The 22,938-nt window shown below is 51.4% G+C and carries 20 protein-coding genes and 1 pseudogene; 1 reads left to right on the top strand and 20 read right to left on the bottom strand.

Going from position 1 to position 22,938, the window contains the following annotated elements:
• The 11 genes from V7676_RS17790 to V7676_RS17740 form a co-directional block, all read right to left on the bottom strand.
• Positions 1-453 (bottom strand): AAA family ATPase (locus tag V7676_RS17790; RefSeq protein WP_335660925.1); only part of this gene is annotated, 453 nt, incomplete at its 3' end.
• On the bottom strand, positions 440-1,693 hold the full coding sequence (locus V7676_RS17785) for a metallophosphoesterase family protein (protein WP_335660924.1): 1,254 nt from the start codon (positions 1,691-1,693) through the stop codon (positions 440-442). The genes V7676_RS17790 and V7676_RS17785, both read right to left, overlap by 14 nt.
• A 247-nt stretch (positions 1,694-1,940) precedes the next feature.
• The gene (locus V7676_RS17780; RefSeq protein WP_335660922.1) at positions 1,941-3,302 is read right to left on the bottom strand and encodes a hypothetical protein; all 1,362 of its coding nucleotides are present in this window, start codon (positions 3,300-3,302) and stop codon (positions 1,941-1,943) included.
• A 12-nt stretch (positions 3,303-3,314) separates the two neighbouring features.
• The gene (locus tag V7676_RS17775) at positions 3,315-3,740 is read right to left on the bottom strand and encodes a hypothetical protein (RefSeq protein ID WP_335660921.1); all 426 of its coding nucleotides are present in this window, start codon (positions 3,738-3,740) and stop codon (positions 3,315-3,317) included.
• 37 nt (positions 3,741-3,777) lie between these two features.
• Positions 3,778-4,236 carry a DUF7665 family protein gene (locus tag V7676_RS17770; RefSeq protein WP_335660920.1) on the bottom strand — a complete coding sequence of 153 codons (459 nt, stop codon included), beginning with the start codon at positions 4,234-4,236 and terminating at the stop codon, positions 3,778-3,780.
• A 3-nt stretch (positions 4,237-4,239) separates the two neighbouring features.
• The gene (locus tag V7676_RS17765; protein ID WP_335660919.1) at positions 4,240-4,701 is read right to left on the bottom strand and encodes a hypothetical protein; all 462 of its coding nucleotides are present in this window, start codon (positions 4,699-4,701) and stop codon (positions 4,240-4,242) included.
• Positions 4,702-4,788: 87 nt separating this feature from the next.
• Positions 4,789-8,127: a UvrD-helicase domain-containing protein gene (locus tag V7676_RS17760; RefSeq protein WP_335660918.1), complete on the bottom strand. Its 3,339-nt coding sequence runs from the start codon at positions 8,125-8,127 to the stop codon at positions 4,789-4,791.
• A 3-nt stretch (positions 8,128-8,130) separates the two neighbouring features.
• Positions 8,131-8,715 carry a hypothetical protein gene (locus V7676_RS17755; RefSeq protein ID WP_335657590.1) on the bottom strand — a complete coding sequence of 195 codons (585 nt, stop codon included), beginning with the start codon at positions 8,713-8,715 and terminating at the stop codon, positions 8,131-8,133.
• Positions 8,712-9,428 (bottom strand): hypothetical protein, encoded by a 717-nt coding sequence (locus V7676_RS17750; protein ID WP_335660917.1) that lies wholly within the window; start codon positions 9,426-9,428, stop codon positions 8,712-8,714. Before V7676_RS17750 ends, V7676_RS17755 begins: the two co-directional genes overlap by 4 nt.
• 133 nt (positions 9,429-9,561) lie before the next feature.
• Positions 9,562-10,215 carry an RES family NAD+ phosphorylase gene (locus V7676_RS17745; protein WP_335660916.1) on the bottom strand — a complete coding sequence of 218 codons (654 nt, stop codon included), beginning with the start codon at positions 10,213-10,215 and terminating at the stop codon, positions 9,562-9,564.
• 47 nt (positions 10,216-10,262) lie between these two features.
• The gene (locus V7676_RS17740) at positions 10,263-10,682 is read right to left on the bottom strand and encodes an antitoxin Xre/MbcA/ParS toxin-binding domain-containing protein (RefSeq protein ID WP_335657489.1); all 420 of its coding nucleotides are present in this window, start codon (positions 10,680-10,682) and stop codon (positions 10,263-10,265) included.
• Positions 10,683-10,862: 180 nt separating this feature from the next.
• On the opposite strand from V7676_RS17740, the gene V7676_RS17735 reads away from it, so the two are divergent.
• Positions 10,863-11,096 carry a hypothetical protein gene (locus tag V7676_RS17735; protein ID WP_335660915.1) on the top strand — a complete coding sequence of 78 codons (234 nt, stop codon included), beginning with the start codon at positions 10,863-10,865 and terminating at the stop codon, positions 11,094-11,096.
• A gap of 122 nt (positions 11,097-11,218) precedes the next feature.
• On the opposite strand, the gene V7676_RS17730 is transcribed toward V7676_RS17735, so the two are convergent.
• The 9 genes and pseudogenes from V7676_RS17730 to V7676_RS17690 all read right to left on the bottom strand — a co-directional run.
• The gene (locus V7676_RS17730; protein ID WP_335660914.1) at positions 11,219-11,737 is read right to left on the bottom strand and encodes an RES family NAD+ phosphorylase; all 519 of its coding nucleotides are present in this window, start codon (positions 11,735-11,737) and stop codon (positions 11,219-11,221) included.
• Positions 11,734-12,165 (bottom strand): MbcA/ParS/Xre antitoxin family protein, encoded by a 432-nt coding sequence (locus V7676_RS17725; protein WP_335657487.1) that lies wholly within the window; start codon positions 12,163-12,165, stop codon positions 11,734-11,736. Before V7676_RS17725 ends, V7676_RS17730 begins: the two co-directional genes overlap by 4 nt.
• Before the next feature lie 337 nt (positions 12,166-12,502).
• Positions 12,503-13,393, bottom strand: coding sequence for a hypothetical protein (locus V7676_RS17720; protein ID WP_335657486.1), 891 nt, complete (start codon positions 13,391-13,393; stop codon positions 12,503-12,505).
• 200 nt (positions 13,394-13,593) lie between these two features.
• Positions 13,594-15,303, bottom strand: coding sequence for a sulfatase-like hydrolase/transferase (locus V7676_RS17715; protein ID WP_335660913.1), 1,710 nt, complete (start codon positions 15,301-15,303; stop codon positions 13,594-13,596).
• A gap of 651 nt (positions 15,304-15,954) precedes the next feature.
• The gene (locus V7676_RS17710; protein WP_335660912.1) at positions 15,955-19,086 is read right to left on the bottom strand and encodes an efflux RND transporter permease subunit; all 3,132 of its coding nucleotides are present in this window, start codon (positions 19,084-19,086) and stop codon (positions 15,955-15,957) included.
• The gene (locus tag V7676_RS17705; RefSeq protein WP_335660911.1) at positions 19,083-20,573 is read right to left on the bottom strand and encodes an efflux RND transporter periplasmic adaptor subunit; all 1,491 of its coding nucleotides are present in this window, start codon (positions 20,571-20,573) and stop codon (positions 19,083-19,085) included. The genes V7676_RS17710 and V7676_RS17705 overlap by 4 nt, the downstream gene beginning before the upstream one ends.
• On the bottom strand, positions 20,570-21,865 hold the full coding sequence (locus V7676_RS17700; protein ID WP_335660910.1) for a TolC family protein: 1,296 nt from the start codon (positions 21,863-21,865) through the stop codon (positions 20,570-20,572). The genes V7676_RS17705 and V7676_RS17700 overlap by 4 nt, the downstream gene beginning before the upstream one ends.
• 33 nt (positions 21,866-21,898) lie before the next feature.
• Positions 21,899-22,324, bottom strand: coding sequence for an ion channel (locus V7676_RS17695; protein ID WP_335660909.1), 426 nt, complete (start codon positions 22,322-22,324; stop codon positions 21,899-21,901).
• A pseudogene (locus tag V7676_RS17690) lies at positions 22,321-22,938 on the bottom strand (amino acid permease); the annotation flags it as partial. The pseudogene V7676_RS17690 and the gene V7676_RS17695, both read right to left, overlap by 4 nt.

The following is a 22,938-nucleotide window of genomic DNA, read 5'->3' as shown; positions in this document are numbered from 1 at the left end:
GCCTGCTTCAACTATCAAACGACCTATATCACCTTCTGCCGCGAGCAGGCTCGATCCGCCTGAGCGAAGCGTCTCATGGTTGAGCCCAAATAATGTCGCAAAACGCTCTCGGGTGGTAGCGCCGAGCATCCCATTTAGGATTGAGTCATCAAGGGGTGTGCCTGCCGCATCGGATAGGGTGCGAACACGGCCACGACGTCTGCGCAATGTCAATGCAGTTCCATCAGCATCGACCAACTCAGCGCTCACTCTCATTCCATCATAACCAAATAGGCTCGCATGAGGGGTCCTTTCTGGAATGCCAAACAGGAAGTCGCTTATTGCTGCTAGGCATGTGCTTTTGCCGGCTTCATTGGGGCCGTAAATAATTGTGAGACCCGCATTGGTTGGAATTGGGAGGATGCGTTCGGCAAAAGCCCCGTAACGCTCAAGCGTCAATTCAGTTAGCTGCATCGCCGGCCTCCGTTTCGTTTACCAACGAGAGCGCCAATATGCGCGCGCGCTTTGGCGCATCTTCCCGTAGCATTTCGAAAAAGGCGTCAGCATGCGCAGCAGCAGGCATTTTTGCACGAACCTCTGCAATTCGTTCCTCGATCAGCTCGTTTATGAAATCAGCGCTTTCCGCTATAATCTCGGCTGCCAGCTGGCCCGAAACCGTCGGGTCGAGCGAACTTGGCAGGGGAGGGGCCGTTGTCGCTATCACAATCTTTTCTAGCCAGATGTCTTGCGCCAGTGTCGCCAGAAGCACGGCGATGTCCTCGCGCAAAATCTGTTGTTCAATTAGAAGTTGTTGGTGTTGGTTGGTTTCGCCAACGAGCCGTAAGCGTATTGCTAGAGCACGATCGCCAGCGTCAGTGCAGACCTCCTCAATTTCGTTACGGATTTGGTCGATCAGTTCGGTGCGGCCTTCCGTTTCGGCGACATCTACCGTGACGACGAACCAGCGAACGACGTCGAGGTCGTGATGTTCGAGATGCGCAACCTCACCGTCGCTAACTGTGACGATTGTTGCACCTTTAGCCCCGGTTTCCCGGGGACTACGTCCCTGCAAGTTACCGGGATAAACGATATGAGGATGTTCGTTTAGCACTGAGCGTGCATGGACATGGCCCAACGCCCAATAGTCATAGCCATGATTGACTAGCTGTTCGACGCTACACGGAGCGTAAGGCGCGTGATAACTTTCGCTTCCTTGGCATGCTGTATGCAGCACGCCAATATTGAAATGGCCAGCGACTGCAGGTGGATAATCTCGTGCGATATTTTCGGTCACGTCACGTTGAGGGAAGCTGCGGCCATGGACAGAGACTTTTAGCGCTTCGATGGCAATCGCCTCGGCTGCCTTACTGGCGAACAGATGAACATTAGCCGACATTGAGAGCTTGGCCGCGAAACGATTTTCTGCATCATGATTACCGAGGATCAAGAAGGCCTGTATCCCTTCCTCTTCAAGACGCTGCATCTGGTTGACGAAGAAAAGACCGGTCTCAAAATTGCGAAGGTCTCCATCAAAAATGTCACCTGCCAATACGATGAAGCTGCAGCCCTCTTCAATGGCAAGTTCTATTAGCTTTTCGAAAGCGTCACGTGAGGCGCGGTCAACGCGTTCGGCATAGTCGGCTGACTTGCTCGCCAAACCGAGGAGGGGGCTATCAAGATGAAGATCGGCTGCGTGAAGAAATGTAAAGTTCATGAGGTGTTTGACTTTTCTTTGATAGGAAGGCGGAATCAGGAAATCATTTCCGTTGGCCGCCAAAATGTCTTGATCTGAATATGATACATTTGCATATTTTCGATACCCCCAAAATTCCCTTGCTAGCTGACGCTAGAATTATCACACTGACAACTTCTTTCTACTAATGAAATCAATCAGCCCATACTGCTCAACTAGGGTTCCGTTTTGAAACAATATGTAACGTCTGAATCTCACGGTGGTTCGCCTAAATACATGATTGAAACCCAGGATTGAGCTGAGTTAACACCGAATTACCTACGGCACGTCGTGCATCTAATGCGCGCAGATCAAAATCAATAACTGCATCAAGTGTGTCGCCGTGCAACAGTCTCAATATTTGTCCGAGCATAAGAACCCCGGCGATGCCCCCAACGAAGGGCGCACCGACCGCTGTGCCTGCAAGACGCGTAAGCCCGCAGTCGTCAACGCCCTGCTCTTTGAAGCGATTATACCCTGGAGTCTTTCCTATTGAGATGTCCGGCTCAATAGCACCAGCTTTCCAGAGTGCCGACGCCTTCCGTTGTGCAGGGAAACTGTGCAGGCGAACAGATCTAAAGTCATCCGCAGTTCTGCCGATTCCGGCTTCAATCACAAGCGGGAAACCGGGCGTTTCTACCTGGCTACGGGCTAAGGCGTTATCGACGCCACAGACGAGAATTGACGGATCGTCGGCACGCCTGCAAAATCCATCATCAAATGGCCGCTCGACTAAGCTCGTCATGAACCCGAGCGATTCAAAAAGCGTTGCTACTGTGCGGGTTTTGCGTCCAGTACTACCGTCAATCGTCAAGATTGATGTGCTCGATGTTGAACCCGTCACTATATCGGTATCTTGAAGTACCAGTTTTACGGCTGACCTATCTTGATAAGGACACATCGCCAATACCCATAGAAATGCTTGCCCTAGATGTCCCAGACCGAGCACCCATAGATGATTTGGCAACTGCGAAAGCGTTGGCCCGTCACTCATAGTGGAGAACCAGTCTGCGTCTCCGTCAGGTCGCCAAACCGAAAGCCCTTGAGGACGTAAGCCCGCACCGGCTTCACCGCGCAATATTGCGAAGACTTCGGCTGCCGCAAATGCGCCCGAAAGCACAGCTGCCGGTGCTGTCACATCACATTCGCTAAGACGTTGATGCCCTAGCGGCACGACACCGCCGCGCCAGCCTTCGAAAGTGAGCTGACAACCTCGCTCTGGGGGCGCCGACAGGATACTGCCGATGATCACAACCGGTGCTTCAGATGCTTTTGATCCAACATTGCCGCCCAGTGCGATGACTGCTGATTTCAAATCTTTTCCAAGCCATGGTGCGAGTAGTGGTACATCGCCGAGCCCGGATACAGTCACACCGCCTAATGCGAAGCGCGAAGCAATATTTACAAAAGTGAGCAGTGCAATTTGGTGAGCCACACTCTGGACAATTTCTGGGCCTACTGCGACATGTGCGGAATAGCTCATCAACCGCGCCATTGCAGCATCTGGATCGACCGCTTCGCCGATGTCGAGATCAAGTTTGGCTAGGCGGTTGAAGCCATCGACGAACTGATTGAAGTCAGCATGCTGCATAGATAAATCCTTTCAAAATTTTAGCCCGCGCAAACCGGCGCGAGGAGACGGTAAAGAAATCCATTTGCGTGCGCCAAGATGACGATAGATGCCAATACCGCGCAGATTCAAAACAGAAGAAGCGAAATTGGGAACGATGAGCGCTGTGTGACCTCTAATTGCAATCATGGGATGGTTCTGATCCGAAAGGCTCTGACCGGAGCTGCCAGGATGAGTGTGAACATCGGCAATAACCTCCAAGCCAGTTGCTGAACAGCGGTCCCAAACTCGATTAAGAGCGGCGCCCGCTAGATGAACATGTCCTTGGGCAAGGGCGTAGGGGTCGATGTCGTCATAAAAGACAAAATCCGTGACCCAGCCACCGGTGACTGTGCGGGACCCGAGCAGAAAAGCACCACTTTCTCTGATGCCAGCACCGCGAAGACGCAGTTGTCGCATAAGCCGCCACCACTTATACCATGAGATTCGTAAACGATTATCCGGTGATGCCATGATAGCCTCGCGCGTTTAAAAGTCTGTGAACTTCACTAATATACTGCACGAGACCCCGGTCAGGTTGCCACATAAGGTGGGGATATTGAGTCGGCCAATCATGATGCCCATTAAGGGATACCCGATCGAGCGGCATATATAATGCTAGTCCGTTTTGCCAACCGCGGTTGAAAACGCTTACGAACACGGCATCACCGGTCGGCCACTGGTTGAGGGCAGGCACTGTTTCAGTTTCAGGATCCCAGAGACCGCCTGTTGGCGGGGCGGCTGGATAGCCTGCAAAGTTTAGCCTCAGATAGAAGATCCGACCATCACGGGCTGTTATACCGAACAGCGCAAAAGGCCAATCGAGTGAGACGATTGACCACCGATTGCGCGCGACGCCTTCCAGAAAAGACGCCGCGCCAATATCGCGTTCCCAAATAGCTTGGTCGGGAGTCATCGATTAGCCGTTGATGCGGTCTGAGGGAACAAGGTCGAAGATAACTGAGCATGTTGGTGGATTGGCAAGCGAGCCAACATGTGTCGCCTCGTCCGGACGGTCAGAACTGTCTGCGATCTGCAGTGACAATTCGACCGAGTCGGCAGGGTCGATATTGAGTTTTTTTTCGGCGCGCCGTTTGACCTTTTTTAGTGTCACGCTCGGTGCGAAGCGATGCTCGTAAGTCTTGCCAGCGTAGCGGACAATCAAGTCGATCCGCTTGCAGCAGCTATGGTGAAGGAAAATGCTGCCGGGTTTGAACTGATGATCATGAGTGACAGGATCGTCCTGGTCTTCGACAAAGAGTTCACCGGGGCCAAACTCTGTGTCCAGTTCTTGCTTGAGTTTCTTGAAGTCGAGCTTATTGACTTTGCGGTGGACGACGTCGAGGCAACCACCCCGCTTGATAAAAATGTCGATTGACATGGATAATACTCCGATTGTGGCCCATGCGGGAATGCCGTGTTCACTAGAGTCATCCCTTTCAGAGACGGAATTCGTCTGAATAAAAAATTAGATAGGCTCGATGGCTCCGACCGATGGGCAGGAAACAAAGTGGGGGCAACGTCCGCATATACGCATGCTGGGATTTGGTGGCAGCGTACCGCTGTTGATCGCTGACAAAATCTGACCTGCTTCCTCAAGATCGTTTGCTACCTTTTCCTCACTCCTCTTAAAGCCGACTACGCCACCATCAGTCATATGTGCGGTCATGGCGTCTACTTGGCGGCCAAAGGCATGCCTAGCGGCGGAAAGAAGAATACCAGCTGATTGATCATTGCCGGTTTTGGAGCGCACAGGACCTGCGTCAAAGAAGCGGATTTCAGTACCTTTCGGTGTTGAACGCACTAACGGCGCGCCGACAGTCAATGTCCCACCGTTTATGGGTAATTCAATATGTGCAAAACCCGGCGACTCAAACCCGCTGGCCAACTGTGCAAGAGTCGAAACCCTTCCGCTGGCGTGGGCAAAGTAATCGGCTGCTAGTCCGCTTCCGATAGGTCCGCGTGTTTCCCAAACCTCTTCCAATACAGCCTGCATATTTGAGTTAACATTCGGGCCGGCAACTTCGGTAATCCTATCCACCAAAGTATAGAGAACGCCAGATGTTTGAAGGTACGGAGACTCGTGGCGCCGTCCATGAATCCCGAAATATCTCCGGTATGCGATGCGCAAGGCGCAGCTTGCATAGTCCCGAATATCAAATATGTTGATTTGGACGGTTTTTACAGGCTTGTGCTGGACAATAGGACTGTTGGAAGGGGCGGTGGCAACAGCGAGCTCGTGGCGACTAAGGTTACCGAGGCGCGCCAGAAAGGGAGACGGCTTTCGAGATCGGACGTTTGCTATTTCGTTATGATAGAGGCGAAGATGATCTTCCGGTCGCGAAATGGCGACGAAAAACAGGCATTCTTCCTCCTCGAGGTGCATCTCCCGTGTTTCTGGCTGCACCAATCCTGGCGGCAGGGGACTGTCATCGCGTTGAAATCGTCCGGGTAAGCACTGATCATGCAGGCCGACCACATGGACTGCAGAAAACTCTAAGCCTTTGGCACCGTGAATCGTCATCATTCGAACAGCGGCGGCGTCAGCCCCAAGAGCCGCGTCTCTAAGGTCACGATCGTCAGCCAGTAGCACAGCACTGCGCACACGTTTGATCGCGCGTGCTGGCGTCAACAGCCGTCCATCAAGCTCGCGTTGATCGAGAAAGCCAAGAAGGGCTTGTAGCGCAGCGCGTGCGAGTGAGCCCTCCGGACCCGGCTCACTCGCAATATCCCGCAAATAATCCGACCGATCAAGTAGCCAACTCGCCGCCACCTCGAACGCAGACATATGAGATTCTAATCCCTTCAGTTGCATTCCCAGTCGTTCCAACGCTTGGCCACCTGCGGAGGTCATGCCCGGCAAGGTTGATGCTCGTTCAAGCAAGGCGTTGAGCGGGATGCGGTCTTTATGAGCCGCGCTGACGATTGTCCCGATATCTTGTGGTCCAACCCTGATTTCTCGGAGCGCGGCGACGCGGACCAGAGCGCCGCCGTTCGCTTCCGCAAGTAGGGCGAGGATGGACAAAAGATCTCGCACTTCGTCGCGCTCAAAAAAGCTGCCAAGATGTGTTGTTGCTATCTCCTGTCGGGCGAGTGCCGCTGCCATAATGTCCAACCTGCCATTTGTGGGCGCAAGGACCGCTTGGGTAGCCAGTGGTACGCCAGCTTCCACAAGACGTTTGATCTCTGCTGCGAGAAGTTCGCCTTCGCAGTCATCATTTCGTCCAACTAGCAGCTTCGTGGTGCTTCCTTCCTCAGATCGCTGTGCGGCTGCCTTATATGCAAGACCATTCTTGCCCGCTCGCATGTCAGCAGCGAAGCGGCGGCTCAAACTGACGATATGATCAGTCGAACGGTAATTATGACCGAGAGGGAGGCGCTGACCGCCAGCGAAATCGGCTTCGAACCCTGCCATATTTGCTGATGATGCGCCCCTCCAGCGATACAGGGATTGTCGGGCATCGCCTACAACCCAAAGCCTTGACCCTGCGCGATAAAGCTCAATCAAAAGACGTGCACTTGCTCTATTTACGTCTTGATACTCATCCACCAGCACGTGAGAATGGCGCTGGGCCACCTGTTCGCGAACCGCGTCGTTACGGCCGATCAGGAGTGCAGGCAGCATCACGAGGTCACCAAAATCGACTGCTCCAGCTTCACGAAGAGTCTCGGTGTAGACCCTATATACCGTTGCCGCTTCGCAGGAACGCTCTGCGGCAATGATTTCCTTCTCGCTAGTGGCCACTTCGAGAGCAGCGCTTGCGCGGCGACCAAAGTCTTCATGATCTACGAGCTCGTCTTTGGCGCGCGAGATCGCTGAAAGTATCTTGACTAAACCCTGATCCGGGTTGCGTAGATCGTGATAATGTTTCAGTCCCATCAGCGGTAGCCGATCTTCAAGCAGTTCTATTGCCTGTGCCTTATCAATTAACTGGACATTGTTGGGAAGGCCAAGCTTATCATAATAACGACGGATTAGATCGAGCCCGAAGGCGTGAAAGGTTCCCGTCCACATTTCTGCGGCAGCATTTGGGTGAGCTTTAGCAATGCGGTCGGCAAGATCGCCTGCAGCCTTATTTGAAAATGTTAGAGCAAGTATATCTCTCGCACTCACAGTCGGCTGCGCCAAAAGGTGTTCAATTCTCATCACAAGAGTGCGGGTTTTACCAGAACCCGGGCCGGCCTCGAGCAGCAGAGCCGATCCTTCAAAGGTGGCGGCCGCCCATTGGCTCTCATCTCGCTTCTGCTGCGGCGCGACCATATCGACCGACTGTTCCGCGATGTCTGGGCCGAGGAGGCTGTCCAACAGCTGGCGTCGCACCAAAGGGTAAGGAAGTTTGAGGGTCTGAGCAATATCGGCTGCGCTCTTGCACTCTACGAGAAATAGCTGCCGGGCCAGCGAGCGCGGTAACAGAAATTCACGGGCGAATACATTGGCTTGCAGTTCCCGTCGTTCCCGCGGCCCATAGGCTTCGACCCTCGAAAGCGCGCGTGACGCGCCGGCGTCTGGGTCTGATCCAGAGCAGAGTTCTTGTGGTTGGTGCAGTTCCAGATGACCGAGCTCGTGTGCCGCATAAGCTGCAGCTTGATCGGACGACACGTCGTTGCGCACGTAGATCGACAACCAGTCTCTAAGGAGTTTGGCATCACTCGTACCAATAACTGGATCGCCGGGCGGGACCAATTTAATGACAAAACCTAGTCCCGCCGCGGCTGCAGCAACAGCTTCATATCCTTGGGCGCGCTCAGCGCTATGTCCTTCGCGGAGTTTACGTGCGGCAATTCGGGCAAGGTCGAAAGCGGCCATTTCCTATGCTTCCAGCCACCTCCGTTTGAACGCGTCAGGGACATCTGAGCGAGCCAAAGCTGTGGCGAAGTCCTCTACTCCGCCGTCCTGCGGCTTGCCAACATTTCGGTTTTCAACAAAGGCAAGGTTTTCTCCGGCCTGTCCTGCAAAATAGTCCTCGAGTACTTGTTTGGGTACACCGAGCAAATCGGCCAAGTCGCGCGCGCAGCGTGCTCCCAATCCGCTAAGACGGCGCTGCGCCAACCGGATCAGAAAGTCGCGATCTCTGAGGACAGGTTCGATTGCTAACCATGTAGCCGCTTTGGGTAATTTGGAAGATGGGTCAGGTCTAGACGCTCGCGAGCGGTTCAGCGCACCAAGATAGAAGCTTTGCAGACTCAACACAGCTGCCTGCGCATCAGAATCAAGGACTTCCGGATTTGGGCTGATACTCGATGCCGCAGTTTCGACAATTGAGCGGGCAACTAGGTGATCGAACAGCTCGTCCAATTCGGTTGAACTCAGTTGGTCGACAGCTGCTGAGTCCCAGATACCGTAGGAAATGAAATCTTCTGCAAGCTTATTAGGGTTTGATAAGGTTGGATTCATGACGCTTTCTCCACAAGCGCTGCTTTGAGCATGCGCGTAAAATCTGTCTTGAGATTTGCAAGTGTACTACGCGGTTTACCTGTGAGGCGAACCAGATCATTGGGCGCTTCAGGTGCATCTATCGGGAGGTCGCCCAACATCAGCAGAAGGAAAAGTCGGCGGTGCTCTTCTGTTTTAAGCCTTTTGTCCGCAAATGCTACAAGCGTAGCGCGTATTTGAAGAGCAGCCGCTGCCTCACCATCATCACTGAACTCTTGATCATCAGTAAGTTCAGCTGATCGCTTGCGGTGACGGCCAATTAAACGTGCATAGGCATCGCTGGCGCGGCGTCGCAACTCCCGGTGAAATGTCACCTCCCACCAATCAATACCGTCATTCTCGGCCAGTTCGGTAAGAAACGTTTGCATGGTTTCCTGGATCACGTCCTCTCTATCTCCAACTTCAAACCCCGCTGAAACCCTCCTGACATAATCATAAGCATTCGTGATCAGTATTGCTACGAGACGATCACTGAGCTCCAGCTTACCGTCAGTCCTAAATCGACGAATAATTCGAACCAGCGCAGCTGGGGGAATGAAGCCACTCTTATTTTGATCCTTGATCTGCGCAGCGGCAATAAGCTGTTCGGAGGATATACCTTCTATCCAGTCGAGAGCACGGACTACAAAGGGTGGATGATATAACTCAACTGCTTCCGTATTTTCTTCATCCACTCTTTTAATCCTACCCTGATTGATCGTTCATTATCCTAATCATTTTGTGACCCGAAAAACCTCTGAATTTTTTTGTTACTGCATTTGGTCACGGTTATAGACCATAGCGGAGATTTTCTGGATTTGAGATATATTAGACCAATTCCAGAATTTCCCGGTCCCCAGAAAGAGCTTGAACGAAGTCAACGCGTGTACCGTTCCAATGATATCGAAAATGCTCCGCCTGAACTGGTGGGGTTACAGCGTCGGGAAAGAAAATTGCGATGCACTGTCCGCCATCGTGACGCAAACTAGGGTAAATAAGACCATCGCGCTCCAACAACTTCTGTTCTTTAGCAAATGTTTGAGAGATTGGATAAGTAGCAATATCCGGGTTGAGCAGATGCTCATTACCCGGATCGCGGAGGTCTACAAGATCAGTATCGACGGTTCCTACAAGCTGGCGGACTTTTGAAATCCAACCAGGTTCCATCACCGCATCTCTATAAAATCGCTCCACATGAAACGTGTGTTCGCGCAAAGCCGTTTCGAGACAGTCGCCAGCATAATATACTCCAAAAGTTCCGTCGCTGAACCGTGAAGCCCGGTCAGGTGATATATGTGTAAATGCGGCCATGACCCAGGACGCACCATCGCCAGCCAATCTGCGATCAACCGGCACTAGAGACAGATCACCAATTTCCTCATAGATACGTGGATTGGTTCGCGATTGTGCACTCGCCAATGTTTCCCAATCTCGTGGATCAGCAATATCGTCGAACAAATCGATGGGAGGGAATTGAGACATCACCAAGCGGTGTGTCTTCGGCCATGAGATATGCGCGATTGCGGCGTCTACCATCCGCCGCGAACAGAATCCAAATAGCGTCTGATGCGGACAACATCTTCCATACCGCCGAGCCGCAGAACATCTAGCGCAGACTGGTCGCCGAAAGCCTTATTCGGGTTGTTAATCCAGCTATAGCCGCGCTGAGGGTCGGAAAATATAACCCGTAGAGCTTTATGAATACCAAGAAGGTTTGACATCCGGTCAGCCATATCCCGGTTTACCCTGCCATAGTCGCCATCTCTCCAGCGCCGTAAGGTCTTTTTTGATATGCCGCCCAGAATGATCGCGGCGTCAGCATCTTTGACGGCCCACTTCGAAAATAGATTTATGATGGCACGCTGCATGGCTTCGATTTCGGCCGGGCCATAATCGCCGCCCATAGGAGCGGGTTTTTTTGACGTTCCAGAGGGAATAATGTTAAGCATGTTGCGTCCTTTTGACCGCTTTTACCAAAATAATGGACATTTGTCCACACCCTTTAATATTTTAGAGCGTACGCAAACGAGATAGAGCAATCTGCAGTAAAGCATAGTCTGACGCCCCTTCGAAGTATTTGCTTTCCACCGAATTGGCGCGATGATAGACGCGGTTCTAACGGAGGCAGTATGATGTATGACTATCACCGGGCAATGACCGATGCCGTTGTGGAGGCACCAGATGTCCCGCGCGAACGACTGGTCTGGATCATGAATGATACGCACCGCGCCAGATATCGGGATTTTCTGGAAAATGAGATGGGCGTTGAGCCTGACGATGACGAATCTTTCGGCATACCGATCGAGACGGGCGAACCATCAGATGGAGAGCCATTCGAACTTGTTGCGAGGCTGGCACATTGACCGGGTCATTTAACGTCGGGATTTGCACCTAAAGGGCAGGTGATAGCCAGTGATCACTAAGGTTGATAACAAAGATTATGTTAAGTTTTATTGGATTTTTGGTATATCGAGCGAGAATAACCCTAATCCCACGAAAGTTGGTTTTTCGGTAATCTTCCAGAAGGATCGTAAACTTCAACTTTATGTGGCAATTTCGGTCCCCAGTTCCACAAGATCAAATTTGAACTATCCTTTTTTGCATCAGGTGCAAAGCTTGGAACAAGTATGCCGTCATAACCGGCTGCTGCCATATCATTTGCGATCTTTTGTGACGGCGCGGTTTTTCCAGCAAGCTGGATAGTTAGCCAAGCGCAATCCAGATCTTCAAAATCTACAGACAGCGCTTTTTGGTCTTTGGTGGTTCTAAGGTCCGCGATATTTTCGCATTCAACATCATATTCACACAAAGTGATGGGCGATAAACGTCCAGAAAATCCCTGGGAACATTCAATCAGTGCGGTTACAGAATCGAGGGCTAAATAAAGCGCCGGCTGACCTTTCCTGTTAAATCGTCCGCCACGCATAGCAGCGCCGTCTCCCGATATTGGCTTGAAAGACCAAAACGGATCATGGGCACGGTAACACCGCCCTACAAAATTCAAGCAAAACCACCCAGAGCGAGATGATCGAGATATTCCCGAACAGCATTTGCTTGGCCTGATTTAACCAAAGCCTCGGCGGTCCTTCCATCCAAGGCTGGAATGGGCTCTGCGCGATACCATGCCATTGCCTGTGCTTCGCTACCTGCCCAACCGCGCACGCGCACTAATATTTCAAGCATTTCTGTCATACGGGATTGCGCTTTCGGGCTTTCGCGCCTTTCCACTTTTGTTACTGTGGTTTTACCCAGACCGGCAGTTTCGGCTAACTGAACTTTAGACATTTTAAAAGTGCGGCTGACTTGCTCAATATCAACTTTGCCACCTTTAGTGACAAAGCTAGCCATAAACTTACCGCTGCTTGCGGAACGCGTGGCCCAACTGCCTGTTTTACCAGTTTTTTTACGTGCGTCTTTATGTGCATGAGCCATGCGGCGTCCTTATTTATGTCGATACATATGGTTCTTATATAGCCATAATTATGGACATATGCAAGATATTCTACTATTAATAAAGCCGCAATTCCTCAATCAAATTCCATTGGAATTTTAATTAAAGCTCGCCAACACTCATGCCCCAGTAACCGCTGTTTTGGTCCAAATCACGGCCGCGCATTGTCGTAGGTGAATTGGCAATCTAGCAGGTAGGCCAGCCCGCTCCCCGCCCTGCAGTACCGAGCGGCATGTTGCTTTTCAAGAAGGCGGCGTAGGGCCAGCTCCGCAAGAATCAATCTTATGTCTTATGTTATATTATTGAAAATATTGACTTTTACTTCTTATGGCTTTCGATGACCTGCTGTGCACTTTTAATTGCGCTGGGTGACGCAGCAAAAGGCTGCAGTGGTCCAAATAATGGCGCTTTAGACTTTCTAATTGCCATTTCAGCTGCAGGTGTCGGTAGCAAATCATCCCACGGCGGCGCTTCTTCAGGTGCGCGCCATGCCGAAGAAAAATCAGCTTGTTTCTCATTTTCTATTTCCCAGAGCCCTATACAATCATCGATCCAGCCATGTAATTTCCAGAAATATTTGTTCACATGGCTTGAAAACGGTGCGCCGAGCCAGTCATTTGCGGTGCTTTCATCCTCAAAGTCTGCAGGCGGCGATGCGGCAAACCTCATGTGCATCCAGTTATGCACGGTAATTTCAATTAGCTCGCCATATTTATCCAAGGTGATATCAGGGCGTGTAAGGAATGCCGGATCGCGCAAGGTTGTCGCATAGCCCATATTTGTAGTCAGTGCCTCAGCGCTACGCGCACCAGCTATGGCTTCAATCGTGTCTCGGATATTTTCCGGCCAGGCAGTAGGATTATCGATATTGGGAATCTGCGGCTCCGGCCAGTCCGGATCATCCGGCATAGCTGGAATATTGCTCCACCCTTCAACTTTTCCCCAATTAGGATCATTGGCGTTGCTAAGCATCATATCCACATGGTGGATCATCTGCCGGTGCATATAAAGGAAATCAAGACCGCTACCAGGCTCACCGGTCAATGCCGCTGTCCAGCCAATATCAGCCAGAGCTTGTACGATATCGATATTGGCGGGGTTTTTTACAAATCCCTCATTCTTCACCAAATGCCAGTATCGGTGACGCCACCGCATTTGCGTAGATGCCGCCATTGTTTTTACATTTGCCGGTAAATCCGGATAGGACATAGCCCCACTCCCCTTGTTATCCCGATTAGCCGGGATCTTGCTATACTTCAGTGTCGCACAAGAACGTGACAAAGTGAAGTGTATAGAAAAAAGAACTAGTTGGCGCTTTGGTCGGCCAGATTGGGAGCGCTTTCTATTAATACACCGGCATCAATCGCGAGTTCGACTTAACTTACAAAAGCAAATAAAGATATGCGATCTTATTGATCAAGCAAATCTGCCTTTTTCGAAAAATCCGATAGCGGTGGGCGCGCGATTTTGCCCGATGGAATGTGCATCCAAATCGGGTCACCGCCGAGGCGCGCGTTAAAATTGACGTTGAATGTGAAGGGATCGGGCTCATTCGACGACAAGTCGAAGCCGTAGACTTCTTCAATATCTCTCTTCGCATATCCCATCGCGCCCAGCAATGTAGGAAAAATTCTGTAATTGCTTAACTTATCATGATTTGCTTTTGCCGCCTTCGCCCATCGCGCTTGCTCTGAAGATGGCCCGCCGATTAGGATTAACGGTACGACGCCCTCCTCAATCTCCGGATTGGAGGTGCAATGCGTCGCTTCTCCATACTCGCCTCGTTCATGGAATGTCTGGCCATGATCGGAAGTGTAAATGACCATGGCATCGCCAATTTCAGACTTTGCAAAAAGCCGGTCAAAAAAACCGCCAACATTCCAAAGCAAAGTATTTCGGTAGCTGTTGCGATAAAGCACCCAGTTGCTTTGCCGGCCATCCAGATTGTCTGGAGGTGCCTCGCTTACATCGGTAAACTGGCGCTTGAGCATAGGCGCATAACGGGCATGGGAATTCGGAAACTTGTCACTTACGGGAAAGTGTCCGCCAACTTTATTGACAAGAATGAACTGTTGTTTTTCATCATTTAGATAATCTGCCAAGCGGCCTGCCACAGCCTGATCGCGATACAGAACGGAAACTTCGTCAAATTGATCCCATTTATCTATTAACGCGCGTTCGGCATCATCCATCAGATTTTGATACACGCCTCCAGTTCGCTGTGCATCAATATAGATTGTTTCAAGCTTCGCCGCTTTAGCATAAGCCCAAATAGAAGGTTTTGATTTGATCGTCTCGCGGTAATTGTCCCGTGTTCCGCCGTATCGCAGGGTGACATTGGCTCCAACGCTGCAATTAGTGATGGCCGCCGCGAGACCAAAATTGTGGACTGGCACTTTGGTCTTGGGATTCGCCAATCCGGAATAAACACCCGTCTTGCTATTGATGTCGAGATACGCACCGGCGATGCTTTCATCTACAATGAGCACGATATCTGCAGCCGGTTTTGCGCGTGTAGGTTTGATCGCTATCGCTTCGCGGGGACTATGATCCTGAGTTAAATATTCGTAGCCATACAGTAATCCATAGCTCAATCCGCTATGCGAGGATGGTAGACCACTGGCCCCTTCCCCGCCTCGAAAAAATAGCAAGAGAGCGAGCACCAGAATAACAGGCACTGACAAGAGTTTTAAAAGCACCGCAAATATACCCTGCGTAACAGCAGGTTTCAGGCCAATGCCAACAAGCAGGATTATAGATTTACCCACGGCTAAGGTTATCACCTCGCCATGCTGTGCTGCTGCCTCGCCGATATTTTCAGCACTTTGGATCATAGTGATGAACGCTTCATAGTCCATGAAATCACCAACGACCCATTGATAGCTATCCACCATCATCGACCCGGCAGCAAGAAATACGGCCAAAGACCAACGCAAAATTCCGTTACGGATTAAGCCAGCGCCAACAAGACTGAGAATACACAAGACCAGCAATATGCAAAAAGCCGCCAACGCAATGAGTTGATTTCCAGTTTCAAAAAGCGTCACAAAGCGGCGAATAAATTCTTGAGCTCCCGCCAAAACAGAAAGCCCAATAAAAAGTATCTTAAGGGTGTTCATATTGTTGCCGTGAAGCAGCATAGTTTTTAGATAGTTTTTGGGTTGGTCCTCTCTCATAGTTCGATGGCGGCTTTAGCGCTGCTAACCAAGCCAACATCGCCGACTTCAAGAAGTGCGATCAACAACGAACGGCGGTGATGGAGAGAGTGCATTTTTCCCCCGTTAAATAGCCTCTATATTTTAACTTACGTTCGAGACAGTCACACCCCTCATTATTTTTGATAAAAGTTCCCGCAAGCTGTGGCGCGTGGCATTTCCAAAATGACGAAAGAAGGTCCCTAATGCATTGATTTTATACAATAATGTTCGGCGATAGAGCGAGCGTTGCGGTCGAATAAAATGAAGATTTTGAAGATTCACATCAATCGCTACAGGGAAGAAGCTCTTACGTCCGGAAGCAAAGCGGACCAGAAGGAAAAAAAGCGGAAGCGTGTCGAAAAGTCACTCTACTTAAACGGATGGAAACAGCTCTTACCAACCTAGTCGAAGATGTGCCTGAAAAAGGGGAAACTAGAAAATTATCCGATCATCGCAGCTCTTAGTAATGACGGCTAATGCCGTATAATCATCCACTGCACGGATTACTTAACCACCTCAATGTCGATCGTTTTACTTTGTTGACCTCCAGAAATTGAAAAACATTTGCCTTGTTCAGTGCTCCTTGCGAGATACTTCGCGTCTGCGCAGCAAATAATAGGCTGCGGGCACGACGAACAGCGACAGCAGGGGTGCAGTGAGCATTCCGCCCACCATTGGGGCTGCGATCCGGCGCATAACTTCCGAGCCTGCTCCATCGCCAATGAGGATCGGGAACAGGCCTGCCAGGATGACCGCGACAGTCATGGCTTTGGGCCTAATTCGCTGCAAAGCGCCTTCACGCACAGCTTGCTTGATTTGCGCCACGTCCGGCCTTTCGCCGCGCGCTTCCAGAGCTTGTTTAAGATAGATCAGCATCACCACACCAAATTCGGCGGACACGCCTGCCAAGGCAATAAAACCGACCGCAGTTGCAATCGACTGGTTTAAACCCATAGCATAGATCAACCATAGGCCGCCGGTGAGCGCGAAGGGTAATGTCGCCAAGATAAGCAAGGCTTCATCGAAACGGCGAAAGGTAAGATAAAGCAGAAAGAAGATTATCGCCAATGTAGCAGGCAAAACAATCATCAACCGGCTGCTTGCGCGCTGCAGATACTCAAACTGTCCGGTATAGGCTACGCTAACGCCGGGTGGCAGATCGACTTCCTCGCCAATAGCGGTTTGCAAATCTGCAACCACTGAAACCAAGTCACGCCCACGGGTGTCAATATATATCCAGGTTGATGGACGACCATTTTCACTGCGCAGCATCGGTGGACCGGAACTTATATCAATGTCAGCCACCGTACCAAGGGTAACTTGTTGCAAGGACGGAGTGAGAACTGGTAAATTTCGAAGCTTCTCAAGGCTACCGCGAATTTCTCGCGGGTATCGGACACTTATCGGATAGCGGGCCAGCCCTTCAACCGTTTCGCCGATATTCTTGCCCCCGATGGCGCTCGACACGACGGACTGAACATCTGAAATATTGAGGCCATAGCGAGCGGCGGCGGCACGGTTGATTTTGACGTCAATATAACTCCCACCGGTTAGCCTTTCCGCTAAGGCGGAACTAACGCCATCGACTGTTTTAGCAGCACCCTCAATTTGCCTTGCGACTTTGTCTATTGCATCCAGATTATCGCCCGACACTTTAATTCCAATCGGGCTTTTGATGCCTGTTGAAAGCATTTCGATCCGATTGCGGATCGGTGGTATCCAGAAGTTCGCAAGGCCTGGCACTCTGACGGCTTGATCAAGTTCTTCGATGAGCTTGTCCGATGTCATTCCCGGGCGCCATTCCTCCTTCGGTTTGAAATGGATGGTTGTTTCGAACATGGTAAGCGGGGCAGGATCAGTCGCTGTATCGGCGCGTCCCGCTTTACCAAATACCGTTTCCACTTCGGGCACGGATTTTATCAAACGGTTGGTTTGTTGAAGTAGTTCAGAAGCTTTGGCCGGAGATAATCCCGGCAAGGCATTTGGCATGTAAAGCAAATCACCTTCATCCATTTGCGGCATGAACTCTCCGCCAAGCTGACTAATCGGCCATGCGCTTGTGGCAAAGGCTAGGACAGCAACCAATAGTGTTAGCTTCGGCCTGTCGAGCGACCATTCGAGTGCTGGGGCATAGATTTTTTTGAGAACTCGATTGATCGGATTCTTATCTTCAGACGGAATTTTTCCGCGGATAAAATAGCCCATCAGAACGGGGACAAGCGTGATAGAAAGGATGGCAGCGCCTGCCATGGCATAAGTTTTGGTGAAGGCGAGCGGCGAAAACAGCCTTCCCTCTTGTCCTTCCAGTGTAAATATCGGCAGGAAGGAGAAAGTGATGATTAGCAGGCTTAGAAATAGCGCGGGGCCCACTTCTGCAGCGGCATCGACAACCAATTCCCAACGTTTTTCACTGGGCATTTCACGATCTGGATTCCCATTTCGCCATTTTTCAAGATGCTTATGTGCGTTCTCAATCATGACAATAGCAGCATCAACCATCGCACCGATGGCAATAGCTATTCCGCCAAGCGACATGATATTGGCGTTTATCCCCTGAAAGCGCATGATCAGAAATGCTATCAATATTCCCAAAGGCAGGGTCAGAACGGCTACGAGAGCAGAGCGAGCATGCCACAGGAACAGTGCGCAGACGATTGCGACAACAATAAATTCTTCAAGCAACTTGGTAGAGAGATTATCCACGGCCTTGTCGATCAGTTCGGAACGATCATAGGTTGTCACAATCTCGACCCCTGGCGGCAGGCTTTTCTTGAGTACCTCCAATTTTTCTTTCACGCCCACAATTGTTTCGCGGGCATTTTTGCCCGAGCGTAATATAATGACGCCCCCAGCCACTTCGCCTTCTCCGTTGAGTTCGGCGAGCCCCCGCCTGATTTCAGGACCAATTTGAATCCGCGCAATATCTCCCAACGTGACAGGAACACCGCCGCGCGCGGTTTTTAACGGAATGGCCCGAAAATCATCGAGATTTTCAAGATAGCCAGTGGCACGGACGATATATTCACGTTCTGCCATTTCGACGACGGAACCGCCGACTTCCATATTGGCGTTTTGAACGGCCTTGATAACGCTGTCCTGATCAATCCCGAGCGACACCATCCGGTCGGGATCAAGCACGATCTGATATTGTTTTACCATGCCGCCGATGGACGCGACTTCCGCAACGCCGGGAATGGTTTGTAGTTCATAGCGAAGGAACCAATCCTGCAACGAACGCAGCTGAGACAGGTCATTGCGTCCAGTCCGGTCAACCAGCGCATATTCATATACCCACCCTACTCCGGTTGCGTCCGGACCAAGGGACGGGACAACGCCGGTCGGTAAATCGGCTTGCACTTGATTGAGATATTCAAGAACACGCGAACGCGCCCAATAGAGATCGGTGCTGTCATCAAAAAGCACATAGACATAGCTGTCGCCGTTAAACGAATAACCGCGCACGGCGCGCGATCCCGGAACCGAAAGCATTGTGGTTGCGAGCGGATAGGTTACCTGATTTTCAACAATCTGCGGCGCTTGTCCGGGATAGGAAGTGCGAATAATGACCTGCACGTCCGAAAGATCTGGCAAAGCATCGACAGGTGTTGTCCTAACCGCCCAGAAACCGGAAGCAACCAATACGGCCATTAGCAAAAGAACAAAAACCCGGCCTGAAACGCTGGCACGAATAATCTTTTCGATCATTGGTCATTCTCTTTGCGGCTAACGCCCGTGATTGTTGAACCACTGTCTCTTTGCTCGAAGCGAAAGGTCACGCGGTCGCCCTTTTTAAAGCCGCGCAGTAATCCCTGTTTGGCAAGTTTGAAGTCCATCGTCATTGCCGGCCATTTGAGTGCAGGTACCGGTTCGTGCGACAAGGTAACCGCTCCGCTTTTGATCGCTTCAATTCTACCAGATGTTTGATAGCCAGACATTGTCTTGGGCGCAGTCTTTTGCTCACCCTCAATCGGACGTACTTTGATCCCCGACAGGCTAGCTTCTGAATCGACAAGGAACTGGCCGGAAACGATGACCTTTTCACCCGGCGATAGGCCAGCCAGAACTACCGTCTGTCCGCCGCCTTCGCGGCCAATTGTGACTTCCGCAGGACGATAGCGACCCTTACCGCTCGCGAGCATTACAAGCGTGCGCGAACCGGTTGCGATTATTGCTTCGCTTGGAACAATTATCGCAGGACTGCCCGTATCACCCATATCGACAGTAGCGAACATGCCCGGACGAAGCCGACCGCCTTTATTGGCCAATTCGATCCTTCCGGTAAGCGTTCTGCTGTCAGTTTCGGCAGACGGAAGAATGGCAATGACTTTTCCTGCAAATTCCATACCGGGGAAACTTTGAAGCTCAGCAACTGCGCGCTGTCCAACGCGGATTTCCGGTGCCCTTGCTTCAGGAATAGCGACATTCAGCCATACAGTGTTCAGTCCATTAATCTGCGCAAGCGGCTCGCCTTCGGACAAAGTCATGCCCTGACGCACGCTCAAGCTTTCGATCACCCCGCCAATGGGCGCCGAGACCGTATAAACGCTTTGCTGCCTTCCGCTCCGCGCAACCCGGCGGATTAGATCGTCCGGCATGCCCAGCAGCCGCATCCTTGCCTTTGCCGCTGCTGCAAACTGGTCATTGCCGCTTCTTGCCAGCGCGAGATATTCTGCCTGCGCGCCGCCCCAGTCGGGAACCAATATATCTGCCAGTGGAGCGCCAGCGGCTACTATGTCGCTGGGCGCGCGGCGATATGTGCGCTGGACAAACCCGCCCGATCTCGCCTGAACAATGGCAACATCGCGTTCGTTGAACTCGATAGTTCCCGTCACTTTAAGGTTGGACTCAATCTTTCCTACTTGCGCCTCAGCGGTCCGGATGCCCAGATTTTGCGCAATGGTGGAATCGATGGTGATACCCGGTTCTCCGGCGTTTCCATCATCGCCCTCATCAGCATATTTTGGAATAAGCTGCATATCCATGAACGGCGACTTGCCCGGCTTGTCGAATTTCTGCTGGGGAAACATCGGATCATAATAATAAAGGACGTCGCCTTTGCCCTGCGTAGCCTCGGTGTCGCTCGACCCGCCAGCACCGCCCGTGCCGAGCCAATATCCTCCGCCGCCAGCGGCCAGAACCGCAACAAGGATAAGTGCGCGCCATTTATTTTCCTGTGTCGATGTCAGCTTCATGGCTGGTTCCTTTCATAAGTATATTTGATGCGAACCGTGTCGCGCACCAATGTGGCCTCACGGTCGAGAAGATCGATTTCTGCTTCGGCGAACGCCACCGCTGCATTGAGCGCCGTGTCCAGATCAACGCGCCCGGCCCCATAGCTGACCCGTTCCAGTTCGGCTTGTTTTTTGGCCAAAGGCAAAAGTATATTTTTCGAGCGTTCCCAATTTTCCCGGTAAGACCGGTTTTCAGCCAGGTCGCGGGAGAGTTCTGCTTGCAATTGTCGCTCTAGGTCGTTCGCTTCTAGCCGGGCGGCACTTGCTTCAAGTATCCGGGCATCAATAACCGGGTTTTGGCGCTTTTTTGCAAACAGCGGCAGATCAATGGTGACGCCGACCGAGACATATTCGCCATATTCCGGTCGGCGGTGCGCATAGGAGGCATTCACACTAAAGTCCGGGCGTTTGTTCGCGCGTGCGAGTTCCACATCGGCGTCCGCCCGTTCCACTTTTGCGTCTTGAATATCCAGAATGGGCAGTTCCTTGATGGTGTCGACAAGAACTTCCCGGTCCAGGGTAAAATCAGGGAGCGCGCCTTCGGTCTCGGGGCTATCAACACCGGTCCAACGCGCTAGCATTGCCCGGGCCTTTTCAATATCGGCGACGCGCATGGAGCGCCGATCAGCAAGTTTCGCTATCAGTAGTTCCGGTTCAAATGCCTCAGCCGGCCGGGTGACCCCCGATTCAAGGCGTGCACCAACCGTTGCCGACACATCATTGAGGCTCTGCTGCAAAACTTCCAATATTCGCAGCCGACGCTGGGCATAATGGAGATCGATCCAGGAAAGCGCGGAATAGAGCTGCACATCCTGAACCAACGCTTTTTTATTAGCTCTGGCTACCGTTATGTCCGCCATCGCCTGACCGGCACGAGCGCGTCTTTTGGCCCCATTGGGAATATCCTGACTGATACCGATCCTTTGCCTTGGAAACCCGTTTCGACCGGGACGGGGAGAAAACTCGAACGGGCCTGCAATTCTCCGATCGAGTATATCGACACTGAGTTTCGGATCGGGAAGTTGATCAGCGGCAATCGCAGCGCTCTGCGCCGCTTCGACGACCAGCGAGCGGGCCTCAATTGCAGGTGTTGCCGTTTCTGCTAGTTCGACCGCTTTTGCGAACGTGAGCGGTTCTGCGTGAAGCGAAAAAATTGGTACTTGTAGCGCCAAGACAGGCAAAACCAGCAAAGGAAGCCCCGATTTTGCGCGGCGGGTTTTTTGTCTATTTTTCATCATGCCTTTTTCAATCATACAAAAGCCTTTCCTTGCGGAGGCTCGCCCCAATCATTGTGCTGGACTAGTTTCTGTTTCGGTCATCAATATAAAAATCAGTGAAGCCGAACAGCTGATCAGCAAAAAGCCGTTCAAAGATTCTATACCCGCCAGAAACCGCAAGTGACCGGTCGGATAAATATCACCAAGGCCAAGGGACGTATAATTAACCAATGAAAAATAGAAAATTTCCATTGATGAGATATCCGCTGGCTTGAAGCCGCCAAGACCAGCGCTGGATCCTGCTACAAACGCAATGGCGTAAAGGCCAGCCTCCGAAATATGTGCGATAGCTGCGGCATAAAGCCCAATCACCAGTTTACGGGTTTTACCCAAGCTTGTTGATTTGAGCCATTGATGCGTCCGGTGGATAACCTGAAAGTGGATAAACCCGGTTACTCCAAACATCGACAGACCAAGAAAAATTGTCCAGATCAATGGGAATGCCCTTCCATGCCGGGTTTGGCTTCATCGTCGGTACGCCGGGTCGACAAATAATATTTCTCGAAAGCGAAAAAACCTGCAATGCCAGCGAAAGAAATAGCAATGATCATTGGATCACTAGCTGCTTTCATGGTCAGGAATGCTCCAAGGACAATCAAATCCAGAATGATCGCGCTGAGCAAGATCCAGCCTTTAGCTTCGACATCTTCTTTGAGATGACGATAAACGCCCCAATGGATAACTATATCCATGACCAGATAAAATATGGCCCCTAAGGATGCTATCCGGCTCAGATCGAAAAACGCAGCCAACAGACCCGCTGCTATAACTGTGAAAACAAGCGTGTGCTTTTGCACGTCACCGGGCATTCCAAAATGGCGGTGAGGGATGAGGTTCATGTCTGTGAGCATCGCGAGCATGCGCGATACGGCAAAAACACTGGCAAGAAGGCCCGATGCGGTTGCGATGATGGCGACAGCAACCGTGAACCACACGCCATATTCACCAAAGGCAGGGCGAGCCGCCTCTGCCAGCGCATAATCTTTGGCAGCAGCAATTTCACTGATGCTTAACGTAGACCCCACGGCGAGCGCCACAGCCATATAGAC

Source organism: Parasphingorhabdus sp., assembly GCF_036963805.1.
In the GTDB taxonomy this organism is placed as follows: Bacteria; Pseudomonadota; Alphaproteobacteria; order Sphingomonadales; family Sphingomonadaceae; genus Parasphingorhabdus.
The sequence above is the reverse complement of the archived record's forward strand: the minus strand, read 5'-3'. Positions and strand labels throughout refer to the sequence as shown.

Bases quoted from the DNA above. Each gene is read 5' to 3' on its own strand.
- V7676_RS17785 (WP_335660924.1), bottom strand. From the start codon at position 1,693: ATGAACTTTACATTTCTTCACGCAGCCGATCTTCATCTTGATAGCCCC.
- V7676_RS17780 (WP_335660922.1), bottom strand. From the start codon at position 3,302: ATGCAGCATGCTGACTTCAATCAGTTCGTCGATGGCTTCAACCGCCTA.
- V7676_RS17775 (WP_335660921.1), bottom strand. From the start codon at position 3,740: ATGCGACAACTGCGTCTTCGCGGTGCTGGCATCAGAGAAAGTGGTGCT.
- V7676_RS17770 (WP_335660920.1), bottom strand. From the start codon at position 4,236: ATGACTCCCGACCAAGCTATTTGGGAACGCGATATTGGCGCGGCGTCT.
- V7676_RS17765 (WP_335660919.1), bottom strand. From the start codon at position 4,701: ATGTCAATCGACATTTTTATCAAGCGGGGTGGTTGCCTCGACGTCGTC.
- V7676_RS17760 (WP_335660918.1), bottom strand. From the start codon at position 8,127: ATGGCCGCTTTCGACCTTGCCCGAATTGCCGCACGTAAACTCCGCGAA.
- V7676_RS17755 (WP_335657590.1), bottom strand. From the start codon at position 8,715: ATGAATCCAACCTTATCAAACCCTAATAAGCTTGCAGAAGATTTCATT.
- V7676_RS17745 (WP_335660916.1), bottom strand. From the start codon at position 10,215: ATGTCTCAATTCCCTCCCATCGATTTGTTCGACGATATTGCTGATCCA.
- V7676_RS17740 (WP_335657489.1), bottom strand. From the start codon at position 10,682: ATGCTTAACATTATTCCCTCTGGAACGTCAAAAAAACCCGCTCCTATG.
- V7676_RS17735 (WP_335660915.1), top strand. From the start codon at position 10,863: ATGATGTATGACTATCACCGGGCAATGACCGATGCCGTTGTGGAGGCA.
- V7676_RS17725 (WP_335657487.1), bottom strand. From the start codon at position 12,165: ATGGCTCATGCACATAAAGACGCACGTAAAAAAACTGGTAAAACAGGC.
- V7676_RS17720 (WP_335657486.1), bottom strand. From the start codon at position 13,393: ATGTCCTATCCGGATTTACCGGCAAATGTAAAAACAATGGCGGCATCT.
- V7676_RS17715 (WP_335660913.1), bottom strand. From the start codon at position 15,303: ATGAACACCCTTAAGATACTTTTTATTGGGCTTTCTGTTTTGGCGGGA.
- V7676_RS17710 (WP_335660912.1), bottom strand. From the start codon at position 19,086: ATGATCGAAAAGATTATTCGTGCCAGCGTTTCAGGCCGGGTTTTTGTT.
- V7676_RS17705 (WP_335660911.1), bottom strand. From the start codon at position 20,573: ATGAAGCTGACATCGACACAGGAAAATAAATGGCGCGCACTTATCCTT.
- V7676_RS17700 (WP_335660910.1), bottom strand. From the start codon at position 21,865: ATGATTGAAAAAGGCATGATGAAAAATAGACAAAAAACCCGCCGCGCA.